The 24029-nt window shown below is 56.5% G+C and carries 28 protein-coding genes; 5 read left to right on the forward strand and 23 right to left on the reverse strand.

What is annotated here, in order from left to right:
- Positions 1-107 precede the first annotated feature (107 nt).
- From L362_RS11335 to L362_RS11315, 5 genes are all read right to left on the reverse strand, one after another.
- Positions 108-1061, reverse strand: coding sequence for a transketolase family protein (locus tag L362_RS11335; protein WP_023344590.1), 954 nt, complete (start codon positions 1059-1061; stop codon positions 108-110).
- Entirely contained in the window at positions 1054-1884 is an 831-nt protein-coding gene (locus L362_RS11330) for a transketolase (RefSeq protein WP_023344591.1), read from the reverse strand. Before L362_RS11330 ends, L362_RS11335 begins: the two co-directional genes overlap by 8 nt.
- Positions 1881-3272 carry a PTS ascorbate transporter subunit IIC gene (locus L362_RS11325; RefSeq protein ID WP_023344592.1) on the reverse strand — a complete coding sequence of 464 codons (1392 nt, stop codon included), beginning with the start codon at positions 3270-3272 and terminating at the stop codon, positions 1881-1883. The genes L362_RS11330 and L362_RS11325 overlap by 4 nt, the downstream gene beginning before the upstream one ends.
- Before the next feature lie 21 nt (positions 3273-3293).
- A complete protein-coding gene (locus tag L362_RS11320) occupies positions 3294-3566 on the reverse strand; it encodes a PTS sugar transporter subunit IIB (RefSeq protein WP_003861447.1) in 273 nt (90 codons plus the stop codon).
- A gap of 80 nt (positions 3567-3646) precedes the next feature.
- Entirely contained in the window at positions 3647-4090 is a 444-nt protein-coding gene (locus tag L362_RS11315; RefSeq protein WP_023344593.1) for a PTS sugar transporter subunit IIA, read from the reverse strand.
- A gap of 234 nt (positions 4091-4324) precedes the next feature.
- On the opposite strand from L362_RS11315, the gene L362_RS11310 reads away from it, so the two are divergent.
- A complete protein-coding gene (locus tag L362_RS11310; protein ID WP_021241565.1) occupies positions 4325-5344 on the forward strand; it encodes a LacI family DNA-binding transcriptional regulator in 1020 nt (339 codons plus the stop codon).
- A gap of 3 nt (positions 5345-5347) precedes the next feature.
- Here L362_RS11310 and yfcD read toward each other — a convergent pair whose 3' ends face one another.
- Genes yfcD through yfcF form a run of 3 tightly spaced genes read right to left on the reverse strand, consistent with a single transcriptional unit; the run spans position 5348 to position 7210 of the window.
- Entirely contained in the window at positions 5348-5902 is a 555-nt protein-coding gene (gene yfcD / locus L362_RS11305; protein WP_008502582.1) for an NUDIX hydrolase YfcD, read from the reverse strand.
- Between the two features lie 55 nt (positions 5903-5957).
- Entirely contained in the window at positions 5958-6509 is a 552-nt protein-coding gene (yfcE, locus tag L362_RS11300; protein WP_023344594.1) for a phosphodiesterase, read from the reverse strand.
- Positions 6510-6565: 56 nt separating this feature from the next.
- Positions 6566-7210 carry a glutathione transferase gene (gene yfcF, locus L362_RS11295; protein WP_008502584.1) on the reverse strand — a complete coding sequence of 215 codons (645 nt, stop codon included), beginning with the start codon at positions 7208-7210 and terminating at the stop codon, positions 6566-6568.
- 140 nt (positions 7211-7350) lie between these two features.
- Between yfcF and yfcG the strand changes: the two genes are divergently transcribed.
- The 4 genes from yfcG (at position 7351) to L362_RS11275 (ending at position 9885) form a co-directional block, all read left to right on the forward strand.
- Complete coding sequence (gene yfcG / locus L362_RS11290) at positions 7351-7980, forward strand: GSH-dependent disulfide bond oxidoreductase (protein ID WP_008502585.1); 630 nt, start codon at positions 7351-7353, stop codon at positions 7978-7980.
- A gap of 75 nt (positions 7981-8055) precedes the next feature.
- A complete protein-coding gene (gene folX, locus L362_RS11285) occupies positions 8056-8424 on the forward strand; it encodes a dihydroneopterin triphosphate 2'-epimerase (RefSeq protein WP_008502586.1) in 369 nt (122 codons plus the stop codon).
- A gap of 13 nt (positions 8425-8437) precedes the next feature.
- A complete protein-coding gene (locus tag L362_RS11280; RefSeq protein ID WP_023344595.1) occupies positions 8438-9331 on the forward strand; it encodes a TIGR01777 family oxidoreductase in 894 nt (297 codons plus the stop codon).
- Positions 9332-9375: 44 nt separating this feature from the next.
- Entirely contained in the window at positions 9376-9885 is a 510-nt protein-coding gene (locus tag L362_RS11275) for a GNAT family N-acetyltransferase (RefSeq protein WP_023344596.1), read from the forward strand.
- A gap of 98 nt (positions 9886-9983) precedes the next feature.
- Here L362_RS11275 and hisP read toward each other — a convergent pair whose 3' ends face one another.
- The 15 genes from hisP to pdxB all read right to left on the reverse strand — a co-directional run bounded on the left by hisP (position 9984) and on the right by pdxB (position 24005).
- The gene (gene hisP / locus L362_RS11270; RefSeq protein ID WP_014832781.1) at positions 9984-10757 is read right to left on the reverse strand and encodes a histidine ABC transporter ATP-binding protein HisP; all 774 of its coding nucleotides are present in this window, start codon (positions 10755-10757) and stop codon (positions 9984-9986) included.
- An 8-nt stretch (positions 10758-10765) separates the two neighbouring features.
- Positions 10766-11482: an ABC transporter permease gene (locus tag L362_RS11265; RefSeq protein ID WP_023344597.1), complete on the reverse strand. Its 717-nt coding sequence runs from the start codon at positions 11480-11482 to the stop codon at positions 10766-10768.
- Entirely contained in the window at positions 11479-12165 is a 687-nt protein-coding gene (locus tag L362_RS11260) for a histidine ABC transporter permease HisQ (protein ID WP_008502591.1), read from the reverse strand. The genes L362_RS11265 and L362_RS11260 overlap by 4 nt, the downstream gene beginning before the upstream one ends.
- 88 nt (positions 12166-12253) lie before the next feature.
- Entirely contained in the window at positions 12254-13036 is a 783-nt protein-coding gene (gene hisJ, locus L362_RS11255; RefSeq protein ID WP_008502592.1) for a histidine ABC transporter substrate-binding protein HisJ, read from the reverse strand.
- A gap of 226 nt (positions 13037-13262) precedes the next feature.
- Positions 13263-14045 (reverse strand): lysine/arginine/ornithine ABC transporter substrate-binding protein ArgT, encoded by a 783-nt coding sequence (gene argT / locus L362_RS11250; protein WP_008502593.1) that lies wholly within the window; start codon positions 14043-14045, stop codon positions 13263-13265.
- 291 nt (positions 14046-14336) lie between these two features.
- The gene (locus L362_RS11245; protein ID WP_023344598.1) at positions 14337-14906 is read right to left on the reverse strand and encodes a UbiX family flavin prenyltransferase; all 570 of its coding nucleotides are present in this window, start codon (positions 14904-14906) and stop codon (positions 14337-14339) included.
- A gap of 89 nt (positions 14907-14995) precedes the next feature.
- Positions 14996-16513: an amidophosphoribosyltransferase gene (gene purF / locus L362_RS11240; protein ID WP_021241570.1), complete on the reverse strand. Its 1518-nt coding sequence runs from the start codon at positions 16511-16513 to the stop codon at positions 14996-14998.
- A 33-nt stretch (positions 16514-16546) separates the two neighbouring features.
- Positions 16547-17035: a colicin V production protein gene (cvpA, locus tag L362_RS11235; RefSeq protein WP_000262116.1), complete on the reverse strand. Its 489-nt coding sequence runs from the start codon at positions 17033-17035 to the stop codon at positions 16547-16549.
- 165 nt (positions 17036-17200) lie between these two features.
- Positions 17201-17899, reverse strand: coding sequence for a cell division protein DedD (gene dedD, locus L362_RS11230; RefSeq protein ID WP_008502596.1), 699 nt, complete (start codon positions 17897-17899; stop codon positions 17201-17203).
- A complete protein-coding gene (folC, locus tag L362_RS11225; protein ID WP_023344599.1) occupies positions 17889-19157 on the reverse strand; it encodes a bifunctional tetrahydrofolate synthase/dihydrofolate synthase in 1269 nt (422 codons plus the stop codon). Before folC ends, dedD begins: the two co-directional genes overlap by 11 nt.
- 70 nt (positions 19158-19227) lie before the next feature.
- The gene (gene accD / locus L362_RS11220; RefSeq protein WP_008502598.1) at positions 19228-20133 is read right to left on the reverse strand and encodes an acetyl-CoA carboxylase, carboxyltransferase subunit beta; all 906 of its coding nucleotides are present in this window, start codon (positions 20131-20133) and stop codon (positions 19228-19230) included.
- Between the two features lie 154 nt (positions 20134-20287).
- On the reverse strand, positions 20288-20947 hold the full coding sequence (locus L362_RS11215; protein ID WP_008502599.1) for a DedA family protein: 660 nt from the start codon (positions 20945-20947) through the stop codon (positions 20288-20290).
- A gap of 28 nt (positions 20948-20975) precedes the next feature.
- Entirely contained in the window at positions 20976-21788 is an 813-nt protein-coding gene (gene truA / locus L362_RS11210) for a tRNA pseudouridine(38-40) synthase TruA (RefSeq protein WP_008502600.1), read from the reverse strand.
- Positions 21788-22801, reverse strand: coding sequence for an aspartate-semialdehyde dehydrogenase (locus L362_RS11205; RefSeq protein WP_023344600.1), 1014 nt, complete (start codon positions 22799-22801; stop codon positions 21788-21790). Before L362_RS11205 ends, truA begins: the two co-directional genes overlap by 1 nt.
- 67 nt (positions 22802-22868) lie before the next feature.
- Positions 22869-24005, reverse strand: coding sequence for a 4-phosphoerythronate dehydrogenase PdxB (gene pdxB / locus L362_RS11200; protein WP_023344601.1), 1137 nt, complete (start codon positions 24003-24005; stop codon positions 22869-22871).
- Positions 24006-24029 lie beyond the last annotated feature (24 nt).

Genomic DNA, 24029 nt, shown 5'->3' on the forward strand with positions numbered 1-24029 from the left:
CTGCCGGATGGCGCTTCGCTTATCCGGTCTACAAAACCGTAGGCCCGGTAAGCGCTAGCGCCACCGGGCAACAAAAAGGCGACCACTTAACCGGTCGCCTTTTTTATTTACAGCAGCTCTCTCGCCGCCGATACAATGTCATGTGCCGTCAGGCCATACTCTTTCTGCAGGAAATCCTGCGTTCCCACCTGGCCGTAACGCTCCTTGACCCCGACCCGCCGCATCGGCACCGGACAGGTTTCCACCAGCACTTCCGCTACCGCCGACCCCAGCCCGTTGTGAATGCTGTGGTTTTCACAGGTCACGATGCGCCCGGTTTTCTCGGCGTAGTTTTTCACCAGCATCCGGTCGATGGGCTTCAGGGTAAACATGTCGATGACCGCCGCGCTGACGCCCTCCTGCTCAAGCTGCCGCGCCGCCTCAAGAGCTTCTGCAACCATGATGCCGTTGGCAATCAGCGTAATATCACTCCCCTCGCGCAGCACGTTACCTTTTCCAATGGTGAAGGTGGAGCCCGGCGCATACACGCTCGGCGCCTGCTTACGAATGGTCCGCACCCAGTAGAAACCGTCGAGATCGATAAGCTGGCGCAGCACGTCCTCAAACATCACCGCGTCGGTCACCTCCAGCACCACCGAATGCGCCAGCCCGCGCACAATGCCCATATCCTCAAACGACATATGCGTTCCGCCGTTGTGGCAGGCCGTCACGCCCGCGTCTGAGGCAATCACCTTCACGTTGTTGCGCTGATAGTCCAGGGACATAAACAGCTGGTCAAAGCAGCGGCGGCTGGCAAAGGCGGTGAAGGTGTGAACGAACGGCTTGCGGCCGGTAAGCGACAGCCCGGCTGCCGCGCCGATGACGTTGGCTTCCATAATGCCGCAGTTAATCACGTGCTGCGGATAGTCGCGCGCCACGCCGTCCATCGCCATCGAGCTCATCAGGTCGGCTTCAAGCGCAATGATGTCGCTTCCGGCCTCAATCTGCTTTGCCACGAAGCCCGCGTAAACTTTACGCATCTCAACGGCGTCTTTCTGTCCTGCCGGTGCAACCTTAATCATGTGAAGCCTCCAGTTGGCGAATCGTCTCGTTGAGGGCCGCTTTGCTCTCCGCGGTCAATCGCAGGTGATGCGAGTTGCTGAGCTGCTCCAGGTACGGCACACCCTGCCCCTTAATGCTATCGAGGATGACGACTAGCGGACGCGCATCGGCAGTCGGGACCCGCGACGTCACCGCCAGCAGCGCCGGAATGTCGTTCCCCTTGACCGTCACCACGTCAAAACCAAAGGCGCGGAATTTGCCCTCGAGGTCGAACGCGCAGATGATCTCGTCCAGCTCGCCGTCGAGCTGCTGTTTGTTCCAGTCGACAAATACCGTCAGGTTGTTCAGGCGATGGTGGGCAATAAACTGGAACGCCTCCCAGCACTGCCCTTCGTTCAGCTCGCCGTCGCCGACGATGCAGAAGACCCGATTCGGCCGCCCTGCCAGCCTGTGCGACAGCGCCATGCCGCCGGCGATGGAAATCCCCTGTCCCAGCGAACCGGTGGTAGCATCTACGCCGCGCGTTTTCAGACGGTCCGGGTGGCTCGGCAGGCGCGTCCCGTTTTGGTTGAGCGTGCTCAGCTCTTCTGTCGGGAAGTAGCCCTTGATCGCCAGGGTGCTGTAGAGCGCGGGGCCCGCATGGCCTTTTGACAGCACGAAATAGTCTCGCTCCGGCCAGTCCGGGTCCGCCGGGTCGATTTTCATCACCGCGCCGTACAGCACGGCCAGGGTTTCAACCACCGACATGCTGCCCCCGTAGTGGCCAAAGCCCAGCTGCGTCAGGGATTTCAGCGTCTCCAGGCGGATCTGACGCGCGAGTTCGGTTATCTCTTTCTCATTCATGATTTGGCTCCGGTGTTTTCCTGCGCGTTACCGCCCGCAGGTTTGTTTTTCGCGAAGACGTTGTACGCCACCAGCAGCGCGAACAGCGCCACGACCAGCCCGGTGATGGCCAGCGGCGACAGGAAGCGCGCCAGGTTGCCGAGCACAATCCCAACCGCGCCGAAGTCGGCGTCAGAGAAGGTGGTGTTAGCAAAGCCAATCGCGCCCAGTACCGGCAGCAGCAGGACCGGCAGGAAGGTGATCAGCAGGCCGTTGGCAAAGGCCCCTATCATCGCCCCGCGGCGTCCGCCGGTGGCGTTACCGAACACGCCCGCGGTTGCGCCGGTGAAGAAGTGCGGCACCACGCCCGGGAGGATCAGCACCCAGCTAAACTGACCGCAGATGAACAACCCCACAATCCCGCCGAGGAAGCTGAACAGGAAGCCAATCAGCACCGCGTTAGGTGCATAGGGATACACCACCGGGCAGTCCAGCGCAGGACGCGCGTTCGGCACCAGTTTTTCCGAGAAGCCGGTAAAGGCCGGGACGATTTCCGCCAGAATCAGGCGTACGCCCTGCAGGATGATGAACACGCCTGCCGCGAAAGTGATAGCCATGATGATGGCGTACACGAGGTAGTTCTGACCGGCGCTGAAGGTGGCCTCGACGTACTCACGCCCGGCGCTCACCGCCAGGATGAGGTAGATAATCATCATGGTCAGGGAGATGGAGATTGAGCTGTCGCGCAGGAAGCTCAGGTTCTTCGGCAGGTTCATCTCTTCCGTTGAGCGGGAGCCCTTACCGACCTTGCTGCCAATCCAGCCGGACAGGACGTAGCCCAGCGTGCCGAAGTGGCCGAAGGCAATCTCATCGTTGCCGGTTATGCGCTTCATGTAGCGCTGCGCAATCGCCGGGAAGAAAGCCATGATCAGGCCGAGGATCAGCGACCCGGTAAAGACCAGCCCTACGCCTTCAAAGCCCGCCACCGTCAGGATCACGCCAATCATGCACGCCATATAAAACGTATGGTGTCCTGTCAGGAAGATATACTTCAGGCGGGTAAAGCGGGCGACGATAATATTCGCCACCATCCCGAAGGCCATAATCAGCGCGGTCGCTGCACCGTATTTTTCGAGCGCAATGGACACAATGGCTTCATTGTTTGGAATAATGCCCTGAATAGTAAAAGCGTGTTCAAACATGCCGCCTAACGGATTTAACGATCCGACCAGCACGGTGGCACCACCGCCCAGTACAATAAAGCCCAGAATAGTTTTAATGGTCCCTTTCACCACGTCTGAAAATGCTTTTTTCTGCGCAACCAGACCAATAAGCGCAATTAAGCCGACCAGCACCGAAGGGACTTTTAAAATATCAACAACGAAATTCAGCGTTTCAAGGATAAACATATCCACCTCGCCTTATCAGGGTTATTGTCTTTCGAACCAGGCGCGCAGCTGCGCTTCAAGTTCGTTGATGTCGATGATGTTGTTGATCACCACCAGCTGGCTCTCCGGCACGCTGGCGCTGGCCGCAATGTCTTTTGCCATCACGAACAGATCGGCCGCGCCCGGCGTCGCCGAGGAGAGATCGGAGTGTTCAACCTCAGCCTCAATCTCCAGCTTTTTGAGCACCTTTTTAATATTCATTTCGACCATAAAACTGCTGCCCAGGCCAGAACCGCAAATAGCCATGATTTTCATTGTTGTCCCCTTATTTTGAGTAGAGTACGCCCCATCACGCTGACGCGTAATGTTGTGAAAAACCGGATTACAGAATTAAATCAGAAGCGGTTAATAATTGTTTTAATTTCCTCCAGGGTATTCGCCTGATGCAGTTTCTCCATCTCCTCGTCGCTGGAAAATAATTCTGCGAGTGCGGATATCATTTCGATATGGCTATGTTTGTCAGGTGCAGCGAGCATGATAATCACATCGACAGGGTCAAACTCACCGGCACCAAACGAGACGCCCTGTTTTAGTTTTAATAACGACAACCCCAGTCCTTTGGCGCCTTCCTCCGGCCGCGCATGCGGCATCGCCAGCCCTGGTGCCAGCACATAATAAGGTCCTAACGTGTGGTGCTGCTTGATGATGGCCGTGACGTAGTCAGGCTTAATCACCTGCAAATCCAGCAGCGGCTTCGCACACAGCTTCAGCGCCTGCGGCCAGTCTTCCACGCTCTCCTGCAGCGTGATGGTTGTATCATATATCCATTTTTTGAGCACTTTTCACTCCCGCCACACGTTTAAGATGAGCAAACTTTATTCAACGCATCGCGGAATGACTGCGATCGCGATCACAAAGATAGCGCTACCAATCGTTAACATGCAGAAATGTGATAGCGCTATCAAATTGCAATCACGTTGCTAAATCACAGCAAAAAAAGGGATTTAAGGCGTATACTGCCTGTCACGTGAAACGAAGGAAAAAAAGAACGCGTCTGGTCAGCAGGAAGGTGTATGTCTCTAACCCGAAAACGGCGCAGTACTGGTAAAGTGACACTCGCCGATGTCGCACAGCTTGCCGGTGTGGGCACGATGACCGTGTCCCGTGCGCTTCGCACGCCCGAACAGGTTTCCGATAAACTACGAGAAAAAATAGAAGCCGCGGTACAAGAGTTAGGCTATATGCCCAATCTTGCAGCCAGTGCGCTGGCTTCGGCCTCGTCATGGACAATAGCCATGGTGGTGCCCAACCTCTCCGAAGCCGGCTGCTCGGAGATGTTCGCCGGGCTACAGCAGGTGCTGCAGCCTGCCGGATATCAGATCATGCTGGCAGAATCCCAGCATCGTCTTGAGCAGGAGGAGAAGTTGCTGGAGACGCTGCTGGCGTCAAATATCGCCGCAGCGATTTTGCTCAGCGTTGAACATACCGACACCGTTCGCCACTGGCTGAAAAACGCCTCGATTCCGGTGATGGAGATGGGCGCCATGCGCGCCGATCCGATTGACATGAACATCGGGATTGATAACGTGGCGGCCATGTTTGAGCTCACGGAGATGGTCATTAAGCGCGGCTATCAAAACATTGGCCTGCTGTGCGCCAACCAGGAGCAGTGGATTTTCCAGCAGCATCTGCAGGGCTGGTATAAAGCCATGCTTCGCCACCATATGTCGCCTAACCGGGTCATTAACGCGGCGATGCCGCCGAGCTTCTCGACCGGCGCGGCGCAGCTGCCCGAATTCCTGCTGGCATGGCCTGAGCTGGATGCGCTGGTGTGCGTCTCTGACGAGCTGGCCTGCGGCGCGCTGTACGAGTGCCAGCGCAGGCGAATCAAAGTGCCGGACGATCTGGCAGTGGTAGGGTTTGGCGATAGCGACGTGAGCCGCGTCTGTCAGCCGCCGCTGACGACCATGGCGGTGCCGCATCGTAAGATTGGCATCGAAGCCGGGAAAGCGCTACTGGAGCGCCTGAATGGCGGAGACTGGCGCGATCAAAAGCCCATCGCGTCCAGCCTGTGTCTGAGAGAGAGCTGCTGACGCTTACTCAGCCTCTTCCTCTTTTTCTGATTTGGTCGATTCGTTTTTGGCGTTGCGGGTCATCCACAGCGCCAGCGCTTTTAACGAATCCGGCGTGAACTCGTCGCAGCGCGCGGTGATCTCTTCCGGCGTCATCCAGCTGACTTCACTCACTTCTTCTTCCTGCAGGGCGAACGGGCCGTGGGAGACGCAGCTAAACAGCCCGCCCCAGACGCGGCAGTTCTCGTCTTCGAAATAGAACTGACCGTGCTCGGCAAACGGCACGCCGGCGATGCCTAACTCCTCTTCCGCTTCACGACGCGCAGAATCCAGCAGCACTTCATCCGCCTGGACGACGCCGCCTGCAGTGGCATCCAGCATACCCGGGAGAAAATCTTTGGTGTCCGTGCGGCGCTGAACCAGAATTTTACCCATACCGTCATGCACAACGATATATGTCGCACGGTGACGCAGGCGCTCCGCACGCATTTGCTCGCGGCTGGCCTGCGCGATCACTTCATTCTCTTCGTTGACAATGTCAACCCACTCTGTACTTGCCAAATGACTCTGCTCCACCATCGGGAAACCTTCTTTTCTAAGCGCTCTTTCGGCGCGTTTGCAGTTGAGGTGTAACTTACGGATTAATCGCTACCTGCGCAATAACTTGCTGATCATTAAGTGCGATAACGCTCAGGGTATTTCCTTCCAGCATGCCGTAGCTCGCAGGATACCCGCCTTTTGGGATGCTGACCGAGCCCGGATTAAAGTGATAAATCTCACCGCGTTTTTCCGCAACCGGAATATGAGTATGACCGTAAACCAGGACATCGCCAGCCGCGAGGGCCGGGAGATTATCCGGGCTGAAAAGATGCCCGTGGGTCAGGAACAGACGGTGTTGTTCGAGCAGCACCTGCTGCCACGGCGCGGTAATGGGAAAATGCAGCAGCATCTGGTCCACTTCGCTGTCACAGTTGCCGCGAACGGCGATGATGTGCGAGGCATACGGGTTGAGTTTTTCCGCGACCTGCGCAGGGTCATAGCCTTCCGGCAGCGCGTTGCGTGGGCCGTGATTCAACACGTCACCCAGAATAATCAGCCACTTCGCACCACTTTGCTCAAACAGAGAAAGGACACGCTCGGTCGCGGGCAGCGATCCATGGATATCCGACGCAAACATCAGTTTCATCAGTCACTCCTCGGGAAAACAGACTGCCCCCATCATACCTGAAGCGTCAGGGCTTATCAGCCCGCGCGCTTGGCCGAGAGTGCCACATAGCGCTGCACGGAGGCACGCTGCCACTGGAACGCGGCATAATCCACCAGTAGCTGCGGCACTTCATCACCGTTGAGGATCAGGCGGTTTAGCATCAACGCCAGATCGGCATCCGCAATGCACCACTCGCCGAACAGGTTTGGGTTGCCATGGGCGAGCAGTAAGGAGGCGGTTTCAATCAGCTTCTGCGCGCTTTCCTGGCCTTCTGCGCTGAGGGCGGGCTTTTTCACCCCGGCAAACACGACGTCCGTCGAGCGTTCCACGCGAATCGGCACCAGATCGCTGCGCAGCCACGCCTGGATCTGCCGCGCCCGGGCGCGCTTTTGCAGATCGTGAGGATAGATACGCTCCCACTCCGGGGGGGCGAACCGATCTTCCAGGTATTCATCGATCGCCGACGATTCGCTCAGGGCAAATCCGTCAATCTCCAGCACCGGCACGCGACGGGTCAGGTCGTAACCCTGCCACTGCGGCTTGAGATGTTCACCGCCGTCGAGATCAACGGTCTTCAGGGTAAAAGCGAGTCCTTTTTCGGCCAGCGCAACGTAAACGCTCATGACATAGGGAGAAAAGAAGTTCGCATCGGACCACAACGTGATGACGGGCTGGTTCATAACATCCTCATAGGCTGATCGGTTTTTACTCAACATATAATCTCTTTGCCTCGCTGTCACTTGATGAAAACTCACGATTTACAACAACCACCTATACTCATTTGTCATGGCACCACTATTCGCATGGACAGGAGTTGAGAATGATCGACCTTTATTATGCCCCTACCCCAAACGGCCATAAGATCACCCTCTTTCTTGAAGAAGCCGAGCTGGATTACAGGATCATTCGCGTGGATATCAGCAAAGGCGAGCAGTTCAGCCCTCTCTTTCTGGCTATCTCGCCGAATAATAAAATCCCGGCCATCATTGATAACCAGCCGGCGGACGGGGGCAGACCGTTGAGCCTGTTTGAATCCGGTGAAATTTTGCTCTACCTGGCGGAGAAAACCGGCAAGCTGCTGAGCGGCGAACTGCGCGAGCGCCACCATACGCTGCAATGGCTTTTCTGGCAGGCAAGCGGGCTGGGCCCCATGCTGGGACAAAATCATCATTTTACCGCTTACGCCCCGCAACCCATTCCTTATGCGATAGAGCGCTATCAGGTTGAGACGCAGCGGCTCTACGACGTTCTGAACCGTCGGCTGGAGAAAACGCCGTGGCTCGGGGGCGATCATTACAGTATTGCCGACATCGCCTGCTGGCCGTGGGTGAATACGCATGAAAAACACCGAATTGACCTGGCCGCTTACCCGGCGGTGAACAACTGGTTTGAGCGCATCCGGACCCGCCCGGCGACCGAGCGAGCGATGCAAAAAATCCAGCAAATTTAACCCGGTATGAGGCTGGGTGCCTGTGAGGCTCTCATGTATTATGGGCAGGAAATACTGACACGGAGAAGACCTGCAATGTCACAGCCAGACGCCATTATTCGTATAAAAAATTTACGCCTGCGTACCTTCATCGGTATCAAAGAGGAAGAGATCGCCAACCGTCAGGATATTGTTATTAACGTGGTGATTCACTACCCCGCAGACAAAGCGCGCGCCAGCGAAGACATCAATGACGCGCTGAACTACCGCACAATCACCAAGAACATTATCCAGTTTGTGGAGAATAACCGTTTCTCTCTGCTGGAAAAATTAACTCAGGATGTGCTCGATATCGCACGCGAACATCACTGGGTCACTTATGCTGAAGTTGAGATCGATAAACTTCACGCCCTGCGTTACGCCGACTCCGTCTCTATGACGTTAAGCTGGAAACGCCAGGCGTAAACCTGGAGGTTGTATGAAGATTTTGCTGACCGGCGGTACTGGCCTGATTGGTCGTCACCTCATTGCGCGTCTGCAGGCCTTGCACCACGACATCACCGTGGTCTCGCGCAGCCCGGAAGAAGCGCGTCAGGTGCTGGGGGCAGGTGTTGATATCTGGAAAAATCTGGCCGAGCAGCAAAATCTGGACGGTTTCGACGCCGTTATTAACCTCGCGGGAGAACCCATCGCCGATAAGCGCTGGACGGAAGAGCAAAAACAGCTGTTATGCAGCAGCCGGTGGAACATTACCGAAAAGCTGGTCGAGCTGATCCGCAACAGCCATACGCCGCCTTCCGTGCTGATTTCGGGTTCCGCAGTAGGCTATTACGGCGATCTTGGCGAGGTGGTGGTGACCGAGGAAGAGCCTCCCCATAACGAGTTTACCCATAAGCTCTGCGCCCAGTGGGAGCGTATCGCCTGCGCGGCGCAGAGCGATCGGACCCGCGTCTGCCTGCTGCGGACCGGTGTCGTCCTCGCGCCGAAAGGCGGCATTCTGGCGAAGATGCTCCCGCCATTCCGACTCGGCCTTGGCGGCCCGATCGGTAATGGCCGTCAGTATATGGCGTGGATCCATATCGACGATATGGTCAACGGGATTCTCTGGCTGCTGGATAACGATCTGCGCGGGCCGTTTAACATGGTTGCGCCGTATCCGGTGCGAAATGAACAGTTTGCCCACGCGCTGGGACATGCCCTGCACCGCCCGGCGATATTGCGCGTGCCTGCGACGGCGATTCGGCTGCTGATGGGTGAAGCGTCTGTTCTGGTACTGGGCGGACAGAGAGCGCTGCCAAAACGGCTGGAAGCGGCCGGGTTTGCGTTCCGCTGGTATGAATTAGAAGAGGCGCTGGGGGATGTGGTGCGGTGAATATGGTACAGTGACAGGCCATGTTCCGAAGAAATGGCGTAACAATGGCAACCCTCACCACTCCCCGGCTTTACCTCACCCCTTTTGAACCCACTGACTGGGCCTTCTTCCGCTCGCTGCGTGAAGATTGCCGCATCATGCGCTATATGGCCGCCATCGCCCCGGAAAAAGAGACCCGACGCGTGTTTGCCGCGCGACTCGCTGCTGCTCATGTGTTTGTCATTCGCGCCCGGGATGATGATACGCCGCTGGGCGATATCGGCCTGCAAATCAGCGCTGAGAATCGTGAAGAGGCCGACATCGGCTATACGGTTGTGCCTGCCGCGCAGGGGAAAGGTATCGCCAGCGAAGCGCTGCGCGCGGTGTGTGATTACGCCTTTAACCAGACCGGCGTGAAGGCGATTAATGCGTACGTACTGGCGGACAACGGCGGGTCGATACGGGTGCTGGAGAAAGCCGGGTTTGTGCGTATGCAGGTGCTGGAAAAGGCGTATGAGATTGACGGCGTGCGCTATGACGACTGGGTGTACCGGCTGGAGTGTAGTGCGGCCTGAATGCCGGGCGGCACTGCGTTTGCCCGGCCTACGGTTTTGTAGGCCGGGCAAACGCAGCGCCACCGGGCGATTGGGCTGCACTGCGGTCTGATGCCCTCTTACTTCAGAGAGCCTTTAAGGAACTGCTGCAAACGCGGGCTTTGCGGGTTTGCCAGCACCTCGTCCGGGTGGCCCTGCTCTTCAATTTTCCCCTGATGCAGGAAAATCACGTGGTTCGAGACGTTACGGGCGAAGCCCATCTCGTGCGTCACCACCACCATCGTTTTGCCCTCTTCGGCCAGCTTCTGCATGATGCGCAGCACTTCGCCAACGAGTTCAGGGTCCAGCGCGGAGGTCGGTTCGTCGAACAGCAGCACCTCGGGCTCCATCGCCAGCGCGCGGGCGATAGAGACACGCTGCTGCTGACCGCCGGAGAGATGCACCGGGTATTTCATCTGCTGGCGTTCGTCAATGCCCACTTTCGCCAGGTATTTCACCGCGCGCTCGCGGGCTTCATGCTTGCTCAGGCCCAGCACCTGAACCGGTGCTTCCATCACGTTCTCCAGCACCGTCATGTGGCTCCAGAGGTTAAAGTGCTGGAATACCATCGTCAGGCGCGTACGCAGCAGGCGCAGCTGGTTCTTGTCTGCCACCTTCAGCTGGCCGTCTTTGTCACGCACCAGGTTGATATTCTGCCCGCTCACCACAATTGAGCCTTCACTCGGCTTTTCGAGGAAGTTGATGCAGCGCAGGAAGGTACTTTTTCCCGAGCCGGATGAGCCGATGATACTGATCACGTCGCCCGCATTCGCCTGCAGCGACACCCCTTTCAGCACTTCATGTTCGCCGTAGCGTTTGTGCAAATCAATTACGTTTAATTTGTTCTCAGCCATCATCTTTCTCAGTGCGTCGAAGAAGGTTTTATATGCTGCAACCAGCGTTTTTCAGCCTTACGGAACAGGCTAATCAGAACATAAGAGATAATTAAATAGAGCACCGCCGCAATGCCAAACGCGGTAAACGGCTGATAGGTTGCGGAGTTAATATCGCGCGCTATTTTGAGCAGGTCCGGCACCGTCGCGGTAAAGGCGAGCGCAGTCGAGTGCAGCATCAAAATCACTTCGTTACTGTAGGCCGGTAACGCGATACGCAGGGCCGATGGCAGAATGATGCAGCGGTAGAGTTTCACCGACGAGAAGCCGTAGGCCCGGGCAGCTTCAATTTCACCGTAAGGAACAGAACGAATCGCCCCCGCGAAAATCTCCGTGGTGTAGGCGCAGGTGTTAAGCGTCAACGCCAGCACCGTACAGTTCAGACCGCTGCGGAAGAACGCATTCAGCATCTCAGTGCCTTTTACGATCTCAAGCGTATACATTCCCGAGTAGAACACCAGCAGCTGCACGTACAGCGGCGTACCGCGAAAGACGTAGGTGAACAGCCAGATCGGGAACTGGATAAATTTATTGTTCGAGACGCGGCCAATGGCGAGAAACACCGCCAGAATACCGCCCATTACCACGGAGGTGATCAGCAGCCAGAGCGTAATCGCCACGCCGGTAAAGCGGTAGCCATCTGTCCACAGCAGCGATTTCCAGTATTCCTGAATAATCTCAATCACAGGTCAGCCCTCTTCACACCCACGGAGTAGCGACGCTCCAGCAGAAGCAGCACACCATTGGAGACGGTCGTAAAGACCAGATAAATCACGCCACAGACCACCGCAAAATAGAACGGCTCCCAGGTGCTCTTACCCGCCAGCTGAGTCGCTTTCACGACGTCTTCCAGACCGAGCAGCGAGACCAGCGCTGTTGCTTTGAGGATAACCTGCCAGTTGTTCCCGATGCCCGGCAGCGCGTAGCGCATCATGGCCGGGAACATAATCCGACGAAACGTTTGTGATGAGGTAAAACCAAATGCGGTTGCCGCCTCAATGTGACCTTTCGGCACGGCCATGTAAGCACCGCGGAAGGTTTCAGTGAAGTAGGCGCCGTAGATAAAACCGAGGGTAATAATACCGGCCACCATCGGGTCGATATCAATTTGTCCCATGCCCATCGCGTCTGTTATGCCGTTAAGCGCAATCTGCAGACCGTAAAAGATCAGCAGCATCAGCACCAGATCGGGAACGCCGCGAATGAGCGTGGTGTAGCCTTCAAAGATTAGCGCCAGGGGTTTGTTAGCTGAAAGCTTCGCCCCTGCGCCTGCCAGACCTATCAGCACCGCCAGCACCACGGAGCTGATAGCCAGCTCAAGGGTGACAAGCGCGCCCTGTAAAATAACGCCAGAAAATCCGTACAGCATACCGCGAGCCCTGTCGTATCGTGAGTGGTGGAACCGTGTCTTTTCCCCTCCCGCCGTGGGAGGGGCCGCACGTTATATGACGGGGCGATTAGCCGCCGTAAACATTAAAATCAAAGTACTTTTTCGCCAGCTTGTCGTACGTGCCGTCTGCGCGCATTTCAGCGAACGCCTTGTTCAGCGCCTCACGCAGTTCGTTGTCTTCTTTGCGCAGGCCCATACCGGTGCCCACACCAAACAACTTCACGTCCTTAATAGACGGGCCGCCAAACTTGTAATCTTTACCTACCGGCGTTTTCAGGAAGCCTTCGCTCGCCGCGACTTCATCCTGGAATGCGGCATCAATACGGCCTGCCGTCAGGTCAGCGTAGATATTTTCCTGGCCCTGATAGGAGACAATTTCAATCCCCTTCGGTGCCCAGTGCTCGTTGCCGTAGGTTTCCTGAGTGGTGCCCTGCAGCACGCCCACGCGTTTGCCCTTCAGCGATTCCAGCGTAGGCTGAATATCAGACGATTTCGCCACCACCAGACGTGAATCGGCCGCGTAGAGTTTGTCGGTGAAGGCAATCTCCTGCTGGCGTTTTTCAGTGATGGAGAGGGAGGACATGATTACGTCGATTTTTTTCGCTTTCAGGGACGGGATCAGCGCATCCAGCGGGTTCTCAACGTAGGTACACTGTGCTTTGATGCGTTTGCACAGCTCATTGGCCAGATCGATGTCAAAACCGACCAGTTCACCCTTTGAATTCTTCGATTCGAACGGCGCATAGGTAGGGTCGGTACCAATTCGAATTTTCTGCGGAATAGCTGCGAATGCCGCGGTGGCGCTGGAAAAGGCCAGTACCAGTGATAATGACAACACGAGTTTTTTCATATTTGTCCTCAACAAACTGTCTTCATACGGGATTTTTACGACGACGGGGTGGTGCTAATGTGCCATTAATCCCCTCAGTCAGGCAAAGATTAATGCCTTTCCAGCGGGAATTTTTGCATTATTAATGCGTAAGTATGCACACAGCGATCCAATACAGTGCATCAAATGCACCGTATTGGGTCAGCCGCTCCCGTAACGCACCTTTCCGGTGCGTCACCGCCAGGTGTTATTCACCGTATACGTTGAAGTCGAAGTATTTCTTCGCCAGTTTGTCGTAAGTACCGTCTTTACGCAGCTCTGCAAAGGCTTTGTCGAAGGCGGCTTTCAGCTCGGTATCATCCTTACGCAGGCCAATCCCGGTGCCATCGCCAAAGTACTTTTTGTCTTTCACCGACGGGCCTGCAAACGCGTAGTCTTTACCCGCAGGCTGCTTCAGGAAGCCTTCGCTCGCGGCGACTTCATCCTGGAATGCCGCATCCAGACGGCCTGCCGCCAGGTCAGAGTAAATCAGATCCTGGTTCTGGTAAGCCACCACGTCTACGCCCTTCTCACGCCAGTTAGCATTGGCATAGCCTTCCTGAGTCGAACCCTGAAGCACGCCGACATGCTTGCCCTTCAGCGAGTCGATGGTGGGCTTAATCGGGGAGCCTTTAGGCGCAATCAGGCGAGAATCCGCGGCGTAGAGCTTGTCAGAGAAGGCAATCTCCTGCTGGCGTTTTTCAGTGATGGAAAGAGAAGAGATAATGGCGTCGATTTTCTTGGCTTTCAGCGACGGGATTAACGCGTCAAAGTCGCTGCCTACCCATGTGCATTTCACCGCAATGCGTTTGCACATTTCATTACCCAGATCGATATCAAACCCCACGAAATCGCCTTTCGCATCCTTGGAAGAGAATGGCGCGTAGGTTGCGTCTGTACCGATACGAACCGTCTGTGGAAGCGCTGCGTAGCTACCTGCTGCCGCACTTAACCCCACCAGCAAAGACAGAGCCAGAACCGTCTTCTTCATACATTTACCCTCAAGTACCGTGATTTTATTATGTATTGTGTTGTGTGTTGTGTTGCAGGCTTCATCTTGCAGGTCTTATGCCACATTGCCGTCTGGTTAAAACTTCGACGTTAAATATGTTAATAAAACGTTGCGATACTGCCTTAATGGTGAAAGATAGCAGGTCTGCCGAACGAACCGGAGAGAGAAAAAGGGAAAAAACGAATTAAATGTCGAGGATATGATCGCCGTTGCATAATTGCCCTGAAACAGGGCAACGTGTCTTTTCATGCACCGGCTATGTGCACAGATTCAGGCACCCTGCCAGCGGGTGAAGAGATCCTCGGGCAGGTCGATGTCGAACTGATCGAGTACGCGGTTAACGGTCTGGTTGATAATGTCGTCCAGCGTTTGCGGACGATGGTAGAACGCGGGCACCGGCGGCATGATGACAGCACCCAGCTCAGCAGCCTGCGTCATTAAGCGCAGATGGCCCAGGTGCAGCGGCGTTTCCCGCACGCACAGCACCAGAGGACGCCGCTCCTTCAGCACCACATCCGCCGCACGCGTCACCAGGGTGTCGGTGTAGCTGTTCACAATGCCGGAGAGCGTTTTAATTGAACAGGGCAGGATCACCATGCCGGCGGTTTTAAACGAGCCTGAGGAGATGCTGGCGGCGATATCACGGGCATCGTGAACGACATCCGCAAGCGCCTGAACATCACGCAGGGAGAGATCGGTTTCCAGAGAGAGGGTCTGCCGCGCCGCCTGGCTCATCACCAGATGGGTTTCGACGTCCGCCACGTTACGCAGAACCTGTAGCAAACGTACGCCGTAAATCGCGCCGCTGGCACCGCTGAGCCCAACTATGAGTCGTTTCATGATTTTCGCCCTTACTGATTTCAGGGCAGACTTTGCAGGATTTTGCGGGGAGTTGCAAGTGAGGGCATACGCCCTCACCTGCCGGAACATCAACCTTCGTTGTGCATCTCTAGGCTTTCGAGATCGTTTTGCAGCTGAACGGCTTTGGCGTCGTCGTTGCGCAGCGAATCAAGATAGTCGAGGTACTGCTGGTCAACGTCTTTGGTCACGTAAATGCCGTTGAACACGGAGCATTCAAACTGCTGAATTTCCGGATTCTCGGCACGCACCGCGTCGATGAGGTCGTTGAGATCCTGGAAAATCAGGCCGTCAGCGCCGATGATCTGGCGAATTTCATCCACTTCACGGCCATGAGCGATCAGCTCGTTGGCGGTTGGCATATCAATACCGTACACGTTCGGGAAGCGAATCTCCGGCGCTGCAGAAGCCAGGTAGACTTTCTTCGCACCCGCTTCGCGTGCCATCTCGATAATCTGCTCAGAGGTAGTACCGCGAACGATGGAGTCATCCACCAGCAGAACATTCTTGTCGCGGAATTCCGCGCGGTTAGCGTTCAGCTTGCGGCGCACGGACTTACGGCGCAGATGTTGCCCCGGCATGATGAAGGTGCGGCCAACGTAGCGGTTCTTCACGAAGCCCTGACGGTATGGCTTATCCAGAATGCGGGCGATCTCCAGCGCGATATCGCAGGAGGTTTCCGGGATAGGAATCACCACGTCGATGTCGAGATCGTCCCACTCGCGGGCAATCTTCTCGCCGAGCTTCGTGCCCATATTGACGCGCGCGCTGTAGACGGAAATCTTGTCGATGAAGGAGTCCGGACGGGCAAAGTAAACGTATTCAAACAGGCACGGGTTGCTGACCGGGTTGTCGGCACACTGGCGGGTAAACAGCTGGCCCTTCTCGGTGATATACACCGCTTCGCCCGGCGCAACGTCGCGCAGGAATTCGAAGCCCAGGGTATCCAGCGCCACGCTTTCAGAGGCAACCATATATTCGGTACGGCCATCGCCGAGGTCGCGCTTGCCGAGCACCAGCGGACGAATGCCGTTTGGATCGCGGAAGGCCACCATGCCGTGACCGATGATCATCGCCACGCAGGCGTACGCGCCGCGGATCTGACGGTTTGTCGCGGCAATCGCGGCAAAAATGTTGTCCGCTTCCAGCGGATAGTGACGGAAGTTATCCAGCTCGCTGGCGAACACGTTGAGCAGGATTTCAGAATCAGAGGTGGTGTTAATGTGGCGACGTTTCTCTTCGAACAGCTTTTTACGCAGCTCATGCGCGTTGGTCAGGTTGCCGTTATGGGCAAGGGTGATGCCATACGGTGAGTTGACGTAGAAAGGCTGTGCCTCAGAGGCGCTGGAACTGCCAGCGGTAGGATAACGAACGTGACCGATCCCCATATTACCTTGCAGACGCTGCATATGGCGGGCTTCAAACACATCGTTTACCAGGCCATTCGCCTTGCGTAAACGGAAGCAGTTGTTTGCATCAATGGTGATGATACCCGCAGCATCCTGCCCACGGTGCTGAAGCACCGTTAACGCGTCATAAATCGACTGGTTTACCGGCATGAAACCGGCGATACCGACAATACCGCACATTCGTCTTTTCCTCGTTAAGCCACATCTCAGGGTTTATGCCCTGGGCAAAAAACTCGACGAGCTTTGCAGATAGTCAAAGAACCATCTGATGATGAAGCTGAACTCTGGAATGAGCTGCGATTTCTGCCAGTCTTCACTTTTGGAGAACCCGGTAAAGGTATCCAGGAAGAACAGGATCGCGGCCACAATCAGCACGCCTCGCAACGCCCCGAAACAGATCCCGAGTACCCTGTCCGTTCCTGACAGACCGGTTTTCTCGACCAGCTGACCTATCACGTAATTGACGATAGCGCCAACAATCAGCGTCGCGATAAACAGCACCGCGATGGCGATTCCATTTCGGACCAGTTCATCTTCAAAGCCCGTGAACCAGACAGACAGGTAAGTGTAGTAATGACTGGCGACAAAGAAAGCACAACCCCAGGTCACCAGCGATAACGCTTCACGAACAAAGCCACGGATCAGGCTAACCAGACAGGAAAAACCAATCACCGCAATGATGGCGTAATCAATCCAGACCATATGTGTCCCACGATTAAACGCCCTGTCATCCAGTTCGGGGCGAATTCTAACAGAAAAAGAAAACGTTTGCGTAGGGATTTCCTTCCCGCGCGTAAATAAAAAAGGCGCTGAAAAAATGTTCAACGCCGTGGCTTATCGCCTCTCTCTTACAGGAGCAGGTCGTACTTAGTTCGCGCTGTAGCCCATCACCACACCGCTCAGGCCGGAGATCTGCTTCAGCTCACCCAGCGACCCTTTCAGTTTGTCTTTAGACGCTTCTGGCCCCACGAGGATACGGGTAATTTTACCCTGCACCGGCGTGGAAGGTGAAGTGTAAACACGATATCCCGCACTGCGCAGTTTACCCACCACCTCATTCACCTTGTCCGCATTTTTCAGCGCACCGAGCTGCACCACGTAGGCTTTGCCCGTTGGGGCAGCAGCGTCCTGCTGCGTCGGTTTTGCTGGCGGAGGCGTCTCTGACGCTGCGGCGAGCTGTTCTGCCGCTTTATCACGCTGCGGTTTCGGCTGCGGCTTCTCAACCGGCTTCGGTTTTTCAACCGGTTTAGGCTGCTCGACCGGCACAGGATCGATATCGCTGTTGCTCGTGGCCGCCAGGCGAGATGGATCGAGCGACGGTGCGGCGGCATCGCCCGCGCGCACCTCTTCCGCCGCCCCTTCCGGAGGCTGAGCAGGCAGCGCCTGCGTCGCCGCGGGCAGCATATCCGGCTCATCGCGGTCGCCCGGTTTCGGCACCAGCGGAATCGCGGCAAACTCATCCTGATAATGCTTTTTCTGCCCGTCGAGCAGCCCGGGAAGAATAATCACCCCGAGCGCGACCAGCACAATGGTTCCTGTTAAACGGTTCTGAAACTTACTCGCCACCGGTTCTCCCCGCGTCCATCACTTCCATGACATGTGCCACCGTGTGGAATGAACCACACACCAGCACGGTATCTTCTGGTTTAGCCTCCGCCATCGCGGCATGCCAGGCCTGCGCCACGCTACTGTAGATTGCGCCTTTGCCGAGATGTTCCATCAGCTGCTCAGCCGTCGCGCCGCGTGGCCCCTCCAGAGGAGCACAATACCAGCTATCGACCACACTCTCCATGCAGGCCAGCGTCCCGCCGATATCTTTATCATGAAGCATACCGATAACCGCCAGCACGCGCCCGGTTTTTGGTAGCGATTTGAGACGTCCCGCGAGATACGCCGCCGCGTGGGGGTTGTGCGCCACATCCAGAATCAGGCGCGGTGACTCGCTCACAATCTGGAAACGTCCTGGCAGAATCGCGTTTTGTATACCCTCGCGGATCGCCTGTTCGCTGACCATGAGACTGCTGGCGCGCAGTGCCGCCAGCGCGGTTGCCGCGTTTGGCTGCGGGACCTGCGGCAGCGGCAGGTTATCCAGCGCCCCCTGCGCGTCGCTAAAGCGCCAGCCGTTGTCCTGAACCTCATACTGCCAGTCAACGCCGCGGCGCAGCAGCTGTGCGCCCTTTTCGTTCGCCACGTCAGCAATGGTGTGCGGCATGTCCGGCTCGCCCACCACGGCAGGTTTATTTGCCCGGAAAATACCGGCCTTCTCGCGGCCAATGCTTTCACGATCGGGCCCCAGCCAGTCGATATGATCCAGCGCGATGCTGGTCACTACCGCCACGTCTGCATCGACGATATTGGTCGCATCAAGACGTCCGCCAAGACCAACCTCAAGGATCACCACGTCCAGCTGGGCCTGTTTGAACAGCCACAGGGCCGACAGAGTGCCGTATTCAAAATAGGTTAATGAGGTCTCTCCGCGCGCGGCTTCAATTTCCGCGAACGATGCCGTATGCGCCGACTCCGGCAGCTCGCGGTTCTGCACACGAACCCGCTCGGTGTAGCGTACCAGATGTGGCGAGCTGTACACGCCGACCCTGTAGCCCGCCGCCATCAGGACGGATTCCAGCGTGCGGCAGGTGGTACCTTTGCCGTTGGTGCCTGCGACGGTGAACACGAAAGGCGCCGGTTTCAGCACATCAAGACGCGCGGCAACCTGGCTTACGCGCTCAAGCCCCATATCGATGGTTTTACTGTGCAGGTTTTCCAGATAAGAAAGCCACGCGGCCAGGGGCGACGTGGCTTGGGGAATGCTTTTATTTTCCATAATGCCCGGTTGTCATTAACAGATTAGAAAGCAAAAGGGCAGCGCCAACCGGCCCTGCCCTTTTCAGTTATCAGGCCTCGGGTTCCTGATCCGGTACCACCACGCCTTCACGCGGCTCATCCGGGTTCGGCGCTGGCAGATTCATCAGCTTCGCCAGGATGCGCGCCAGCTTCAGGCGCATTTCCGGACGGCGGACGATCATGTCGATGGCGCCTTTCTCAATGAGGAACTCACTGCGCTGGAATCCCGGCGGCAGTTTTTCACGAACGGTCTGCTCGATAACGCGAGGACCCGCAAAGCCGATCAGCGCTTTTGGCTCAGCGACGTTCAGGTCGCCCAGCATCGCGAAGCTCGCGGAGACGCCGCCCATGGTTGGGTCGGTCAGCACGGAGATGTACGGCAGACCGCGCTCCTGCATCTTCGCCAGCGCTGCAGAGGTTTTAGCCATCTGCATCAGGGACATCAGGGCTTCCTGCATACGTGCTCCGCCGGAGGCAGAGAAGCAGATCAGCGGACAGTTGTCTTCCAGCGCCTGCTCAACGGCACGCACGAAGCGCGCACCGACCACGGAGCCCATTGAGCCGCCCATAAAGGAGAACTCAAACGCAGCGGCAACAACCGGCATCCCATGCAGGGTGCCTTTCATGACGACCAGCGCGTCTTTCTCGCCGGTCTCTTTCTGTGCGGAGGCCAGACGATCTTTATATTTTTTGGAGTCGCGGAACTTCAGCACGTCTTTTGGCTCAAGCTCGCTGCCCAGTTCTACCAGAGAACCTTCGTCCAGCAGGCTATGCAGGCGGTTGCGCGCCGACATACGCATATGGTGGTCACACTTCGGACACACCTCAAGGTTGCGCTCCAGCTCTGCGCGATACAGAACCTGGCCGCAGCTATCACACTTCGTCCATACCCCTTCAGGAATGCTCGCTTTACGCGTTGGGGTAATGTTGCTTTTAATTCGTTCAATCCAGCTCATTGATAACCTTTCTGCCTGAACCTGGTCGTATGCCAGTTTTGCTATAAGAGGCGAATAATGCCATTTTTGCCTCCAACAGACCATGAATGTTGCACATTAAAACATAACAGCCCGAAACTTTGGATAAAAAAGTGGTCGAACCGCCAGTGTGCATTTACTTCGCTTGCTTTGCCGCCGCACGTTTATGACGAATGATTTCGATAACGCCCGGCAGTACGGAAAGCACAATAATCGCTACAATCAGTAACTTAAGATTTTCCTGAACCACAGGGAGATCGCCAAACAGGTAGCCCGCATAGGTAAACAGCAGTACCCAAAGCAGCGCCCCCACGACGTTATACATGGCAAAATGACGATAGGACATATGTCCCATTCCCGCCACAAACGGTGCAAATGTGCGCACAATAGGCACAAAGCGCGCAAGGATAATGGTTTTTCCGCCATGGCGTTCATAAAACGCATGAGTTTTATCTAAATAGCTGCGACGGAAAATTTTTGAATCGGGATTGCTGAACAGCCGCTCACCGAATACGCGTCCAATCGTGTAGTTGACCGCATCACCGACGATGGCGGCAATCACCATCAGCACCACCATAAGATGCACATTCAAATCGTTGGTGGGCAGCGCCGATAACGCCCCGGCGACAAACAGCAGTGAATCGCCCGGCAGGAACGGCGTGACAACCAGCCCGGTTTCACAAAACAGAATGAGGAACAGAATGGCATAAACCCAGACGCCATACTGCGCGACCAGTTCTGCCAGGTGAACATCAATATGCAGGATGAAATCAATCAAAAAACGAATTACGTCCATATTGTCTAAGCCTTAATTGCACCTTTGTTTAGTCCGCTAAAAACAGCGGCCCCATTGGCGGTTTCGGCAGGTCAAACCGATCCGGATAGTCTACCGAGACCAGATACAGCCCTTCCGCTTTCGCCGTGGCTGCCGCAAGCGTTCTGTCCTTCGCTGCCAGCAGGTCTGCAATCCAGCTCTCCGGCTGGTGTCCGGCACCCACTTCCATCAGGCTGCCCACAATATTCCGCACCATATGATGTACAAAGGCATTGGCTTTGATATCCACCACCACATACGCGCCAAAACGGCTGACGTTAATGTGCATGACATTACGCCACGGCGTGCGGGACTGACACTGCACCGCACGAAACGAGGTAAAGTCATTTTCACCAATCAGACACTGCGCCGCGCGATGCATGCGTTCCGCATCGAGCGGTTCATAAAAATGCGTCACGCCCTGGCTTAACACCGCCGGACGCAGACGCTGGTTGTAGATGACATAACGGTAACGACGCGCGGTGGCGCTGAAACGCGCATGAAAATCATCCGGCACAGCTTTCACCCAGCGCACCGCAATGTCACCAGGCAAATTCGCATTTACACCCAGCGTCCAGGCGGCATCCTTACGCACGGCGGTGGTCTCAAAGTGCACCACCTGCCCCGTGCCGTGTACGCCCGCGTCCGTACGGCCTGCGCACAGGACGTTAATCGGCTCGTTTGCCACCTGAGAGAGCGCTTTCTCCAGTTTCTCCTGGACGCTGCGCACCTCATTCTGACGCTGCCAGCCATAATATTTACTGCCATCGTACTCAATACCGAGGGCAATTTTATGAACCGGCTTTTGTTCCACGTCTGACATCAGTACAGGTACTCCTGCACCAGTTTTTCAGCGATCTTGACCGCCATCAGCGCGCCGCCGAAACGAACGTTGTCGGCAACGGACCAGAACTGAACCTGCTCCGGCATACCGTAGTCGTTACGCACGCAGCCAACGGAAAGATGCGCGCTACCGGTGGCGTCGCCCACCTGCGTCGGGAACTCGCTCTCTTCAGAGAGGACGATGTCTTCCCCGCGGCCAAACGCATCGCGCGCCTCTTCTGCCGCCAGGGGACGCAGCGCTTCAAAGCCGACCATCTGCGCGTGACCGTAGAAGACCGGGGACTGCACGACGCTTGCGGAGATCATCAGGCCATCGTCCTGCAGAATTTTACGCACCTCATCAACGATACGACGCTCTTCGCGCACGGAACCCTCGCGGTCCGGCAGCAGCGGCAGCATGTTGAACGCCAGCTGGCGGCCAAAGAAATCATCTTCGTCAATCGGGATGCCGTTCAGCAGCTTCGCGCTCTGCCCGGCCAGCGCGTCAACGGCCTTTTTGCCGTTTGCGGACGCGGAAAGCAGACTGGTCACGGTAATGCGCGACAGGCCGCCGTCGTCGATCAGCGGTTTCAGGGCGGTCAGCAGCTGGCTGGTCAGGCTGTTCGGTACCGCAATGACGTTACGGTTGCGGTAGTCAGCCAGTACAAACGGGTTCACGTCAGGCACCACCAGCGGCACATCCGGCTCCATGGAGAACAGACCGCTCAGATCGATGACCAGGCACCCTGCGTTGGTCGCCTCTTCAACGTACGCCGCAGTGGCTTCAGCGCCCGCTGCGAAAAACGCCAGCTGCGCCTGCGTCCAGTCGAACGCCGCCGCATCCTGAACCATGACGGATTTATTGTTAAAACGCAGATGCTCACCCGCGCTATCCGTTTGCGCCAGCGCATAGATATCGCCCACCGGGAACTGACGCTCAGCAAGCGTTTCGAGCAGGGCTTCGCCCACGGCACCCGTGGCACCTAAAATGGCAATGTTCCAGCCTTCAGACATGGTGGTTTACTCCAGAAATAAAAAAGCGTCCCTGTCGGAGTATCCGACAGGGAGCATTAAGAAGACATTAATGCGCCGGGTGATGAACGGCGTTAAACCCCAGCTTGTGCAGCAGCGTCGCCGCCGACGCGTCGTCGCACATCACATAGAGGGAAGACCACTCGCGGCGCTCAACGTAGTTCTTGCGCAGCTTATCAAACTCACCCGGGATCCCCGCCACTTTACGCAGCAGCGCATCATCGCGGCGCACATCATACACCAAATGCACCAGCCTTTTCAGCGTTGCCTGATCGAGCGGGCCGTGAAGGGTAATGCGGCCAAATTCAGGCGCGGGGAGTAAGGTATCCAGCGCCACCTGCTGCGGATGGCCGATAAAGGCGCTGTAGGCTTCGAAGACCTGCGTCGTACCGCGGGCTTTCCCTTCGAGGGTATAACCAGCGATATGCGCCGTGCCCACATCAACCTGATTTAGCAGCTCAACGTTGAGGTCCGGCTCCGGCTCCCAGACGTCCAGCACCACGCTGAGGTCTTGTCCTTCGTTCAGACACGTCAGCAGCGCGGCGTTATCGACTACCGGACCACGGCAGGCATTTATCAGAATAGTGCCAGCCTTCAGACGGCGAATTAACGCCTCATCGGCCAGATGCAGAGACTTATACGGCCCCTCTTTAAACAGCGGCGTGTGGAACGTCAGCACGTCGCACTGTTCAACCAGCTCGTCCAGCGAACGGAAATCCCCATCATCGCCGTTGTCTTTGCGCGGCGGATCGCACAGCAACGTGCGGATCCCTAACGCTTCCAGGCGCTTTTGCAGGCGTCCGCCGACGTTACCCACGCCGACAATCCCCACGGTGCGGTCTTTCAGCGCAAACCCGTCGCGCTCGGCCAGCATCAGCAGCGAGGAGAAAACGTATTCCACGACGGCAATCGCGTTACAGCCCGGCGCGGCGGAGAAACCGATTCCGGCCTGCTTCAGCCATTTATCATCCACATGATCGGTCCCTGCTGTTGCGGTCCCAACGAACTTAATCGCCTTACCGGCGAGCAACGCCTCATTTACTTTGGTCACCGAGCGCACCATCAGGGCGTCGGCATCGTCCAGTTCGTTGACCGGGATCGGGCGACCAGGAACAGCCTTAACGTTACCCAGGCGGCTAAACAGCTCACGGGCGTAAGGCATATTTTCATCAACGAGGATTTTCACGTCTGAGTACCTGTTTGAGAGGAA

The organism is Enterobacter sp. MGH 16, from assembly GCF_000493175.1.
GTDB lineage: Bacteria > Pseudomonadota > Gammaproteobacteria > Enterobacterales > Enterobacteriaceae > Enterobacter > Enterobacter roggenkampii.